Below are 3932 nucleotides of genomic sequence, written 5' to 3'. Positions count from 1 at the left end.
GGATTGGGTTATCGTGCTCCCTTCATTGCAATTGCACTGGCCATATTCATGTTTTCGCTCACAGGGCTGCCGCCGTTTGCCGGTTTTATCGGAAAGGTTTATCTTTTTGCGGCCGTCATCCAGCAACAATGGTACATTCTGGCGGTTATCGGTGTTTTAAACAGCGTGGTTTCGCTCTATTATTACGCAAACGTTGTGAAGGTTATGTTTTTGGATCAACCGGAAGACACTCCCCCAATCCCAATTGCCTTATACAATAAAGTTCTTGTCTGGATTTTTTTGGTTCCCACATTGGTGCTGGGATTGTACTGGAGTCCGGTGATAAACTTTACAAGCCAATCCATCAGATTCTTTTTCGGAAAATAGAAAAAGACTTGCATTTTGGATTTCGGGTATTTAAATTTATGTAAAAGCATTTTGATCTTTGGGATAGAATAATCACAGTTTGGGGTGCTTTCCAATTGTTGGAAGGCTGAGAAAACACCCTTTGAACCTGATCTGGGTAATGCCAGCGCAGGGAAACGATCATTTTTATCATATTCAATTGAAAACCGTTTTCCACGTTGGAAAGCGGTTTTTTTATTGAAATCCTTTCCAAATCCGTTAAAGGCGGATTAAACACCGTTTGATCGATTCCCCTCACTACTGCATTTTTTGCAGATGTTGGGAAATCAGACCCTGATCCGTTTTCCTGCCGGTATTCCCGCAAAAGAGCCACAAATCATGAAACACTTACACGATCTGGGTGAGTTTGGCCTCATCGAGCTTTTGACCCGGAAAATCCGACCGTCAGAAGCCGTCAAGGTGGGCATCGGGGACGATGCCGCGGTTGTCTCTCTTCCGCAGGAGCACCTTCTCTTAAGTACGGTAGACAGTCAGATTGAGGGGACTCATTTCGACTGGCCGCTCACAACGCCTCAAAATCTCGGCCGCAAATTGGCCGCCGTCAATCTTAGCGATCTGGCTGCCATGGGCGGAACACCCCGCTTTGCGCTGCTGGATCTGGCCCTGCCGCCGGATTTTCCAATTCGTCAGGCACAGGAATTTTTTGCAGGCCTGGAGACGGAATTGCGCCATTTCAGCGCTGAAATCGTTGGAGGAAACACATCCGCTTCCTCCCATTTTGCAGCAGGGCTGACCCTGTTCGGGCACATCCTGCCCCAGCATCTGAAAAAAAGAAGCGGCGCCCGTCCGGGTGATCTGATTTGCGTGACCGGGAGCCTGGGCAAAGGGGCCGCAGGGTTAACTTTGGCCAAACAATCCCTATCCCTCAAACAGAAAAATCGGCGTGTTCTGGAATTCTGGCAAACACCCCGCGCACGGGTGGAAGCCGGACAAATTTTGGGCGCCATTCCAAATGTTCACGCCATGATTGACATCAGTGACGGTCTGGCAGGCGACCTGGGGCACCTGTGCAAGGCCAGCGGTGTCGGCGCGCGGATAGACGAGGAAACACTTCCGGTGGACGACTCCGTCAGGGAGTGGGCCAAAATCTCCCGGCATTCCGTTCTCGATTGGATTTTATATGGCGGAGAAGATTACGAATTGTTGTTTACCCTGCCGGAAGAGGCCTTTTCGGAAGTCCGCTCCAAACTCCGTCCGGCGGTAAACGCCACCATTATTGGCCGGATTCTGGATAAACCGGGCGAACTTTATCTTCAAAAACAAAATGGAAAACGGATAAAAATTGAACCCACGGCATGGAATCATTTTTAAAAAGCTTTGAAAGAATCAAGAATTCTGACACAGGCAATTGCTCGTGACAAAATAGAATCAAGAATTTGTGATAAAATCTAATTTACCATTGATACGGAGTCGCTTTACAATCAATTGAAAAAATAGGTTTTTACGTAACATTTTTCTGTTATTGACCCTCCCCCCTTCCCCCTCCCTTAAATAAGGGAGGGGGAGCGAGGGGGTGGGTTTGAAAAAAGTTAAATAATAAAATCCAATCTTTTCAAGGCTCACTTTTAATGAAAAATTTTTGGGAGGACGAAAAAATGAAATCATTAAAACCACTTTTTCTGATGTTGTTGATTTGGGCAATTGCATTTCCGGCACAGGCACAAACGGGCACCCTCTCCGGAAACGTCACGGATGCCGCCACGCACCGTCCCTTGCCGGGAGCAAATGTCATTCTGGTGGGCACCCAGTTGGGAACCACTACGGATGCCTCCGGTTCGTTTCGAATAACCGGACTTCTGCCGGGAAAGTACACCGTGGCCGTGCGTTTTATCGGCTACAAATCCGTGCAGAAAACCGTTTTGATCGGGAAAAAACCGGTAACCCTTGCCTTTGAGCTTCAGCCGCAAACCCTTTCCACCCAGGAAATCGTGATAACGGCCAACCGGGCCAAATTCCGGGAAACTCCGGTCGCTTTTACCAACATCTCCCGTAAAGAACTCAAGACCAATTACTGGGCACAGGACATCCCCATGCTCCTGACCGAGGTTCCCGGCGTGTATGCGTACTCCGATGCCGGAAACGGTGTGGGGTACACCTACGTCAAAATCCGTGGTTTTGACCAGAAACGGATTTCTGTGATGATTAACGGCATCCCCCTGAACGACCCTGAAGATCACCAGGTTTACTGGGTGGACATGCCTGATCTTGCCTCATCCGTACGGGATATTCAGATTCAGCGCGGCGTGGGAAGCTCGCTGTACGGCAGCTCTTCTTTTGGCGGATCGATTAACGTGGTAACCGGAGAACCCGCATCGGAAAGTAAAATCCGCTTAACCACGGGTTACGGAAGCTACAACACCCGAAAATTTGCCTTCCATCTCAATTCCGGATTGATTCAAAATAAATACGTCATTCAGGGACGCTTTTCCAAAATTCTTTCAGACGGCTACCGTGAAAACACCGGCGTGAACCTCTGGGCCTATTTTCTGAGTGCATCCCGATACGGAACGCACACAACGACTCAAATCAATGTGTACGGCGGCCCGGAACTAACTCACGCAGGCTGGTACGCTTCGCCGGAGAGTGCACTGAAGCAAAATCATCGGTATAATCCAATCACCTACAAAAACACCATCGATAATTTTAATCAACCGCACTACGAACTGATCCACCAGTGGAAGATTTCGAACACCCTGACCCTAAACAACAGCCTGTTTTACATCCACGGCATCGGCTATTACGAGGGATTTAAATCGCACAAAAAACTGGTGGATTTTGGATTTCTGCCCTTTTTTACACCCGACTCTCAACGGGTGAAGCGAGCCGATCTGGTCCGTCAAAAATGGGTCAAAAAGAACCAAATCGGCTGGATTCCCCGCCTGGACTGGGCCCACACAAAGGGAACGCTTTCGCTGGGAATGAGCGCCTACACCTACTGGAGCGACCACTGGGGAAACGTTATCTGGATCAATCCCGCCCCTCCTTCGGCCGTTCCCAATCAGGAATATTACGGATACAACACACGGAAAAATCTGGCCACGTTCTTTGTACACGAATTGGCACACCCTGTTCCCCCGCTTTCGGTCATGCTCGATTTCAACCTTCAGTTTCAGCAGTACACTTTCAAGCAGCGAGAAGTGGCTCTTTTTCGGGGAATCAACCGGCACGCATTTGAGGTTCATTACACGTTTCTCAATCCCAAACTGGGCGTGAACTACAACCTTTCGAAGACGCTCAATCTGTTTGGAAATATTTCTGTTGCACACCGGGAGCCCTCTGATGACGACCTGTTTGATGTGTGGCAGGGGCCGGATGACCTGGGTGTGCACCCGCTTTTTGCACGCTCCGATACGATCCGCAGAAGTGACGGTTCCGTGGATTACATCGATTGGCGAAATCCGCTGACCAAGCCGGAGGACCTGCTTGATTTTGAGCTGGGAGGCGGTTACACCAGCCGGAATTTGCAAGTTAAACTTAATGCCTACTGGATGAATTTTCGCAACGAAATCGTGCCCTACAGTCAGGTC

Annotated in this window: 3 protein-coding genes and 1 riboswitch; all 3 genes read left to right on the top strand. The window is 49.2% G+C overall.

Annotation, left to right across the window (positions count from 1 at the left end; all coding sequences use genetic code 11):
- Positions 1 to 366 (top strand): NADH-quinone oxidoreductase subunit N (locus GXO76_08265; protein NOY77848.1); only part of this gene is annotated, 366 nt, incomplete at its 5' end.
- A 70-nt stretch (positions 367 to 436) separates the two neighbouring features.
- A riboswitch (TPP riboswitch) is annotated at positions 437 to 537 on the top strand.
- Between the two features lie 186 nt (positions 538 to 723).
- Positions 724 to 1716: a thiamine-phosphate kinase gene (gene thiL / locus GXO76_08260; GenBank protein NOY77847.1), complete on the top strand. Its 993-nt coding sequence runs from the start codon at positions 724 to 726 to the stop codon at positions 1714 to 1716.
- A gap of 284 nt (positions 1717 to 2000) precedes the next feature.
- On the top strand, positions 2001 to 3932 hold a 1932-nt coding region (locus tag GXO76_08255; protein NOY77846.1), incomplete at its 3' end, for a TonB-dependent receptor.

The sequence above is a fragment of the Calditrichota bacterium genome (assembly GCA_013151735.1).
Lineage (GTDB): Bacteria > Zhuqueibacterota > JdFR-76 > JdFR-76 > BMS3Abin05 > BMS3Abin05.
Note: the sequence above shows the minus strand (reverse complement) of the source record. Positions and strands in the feature narration are given on the sequence as shown.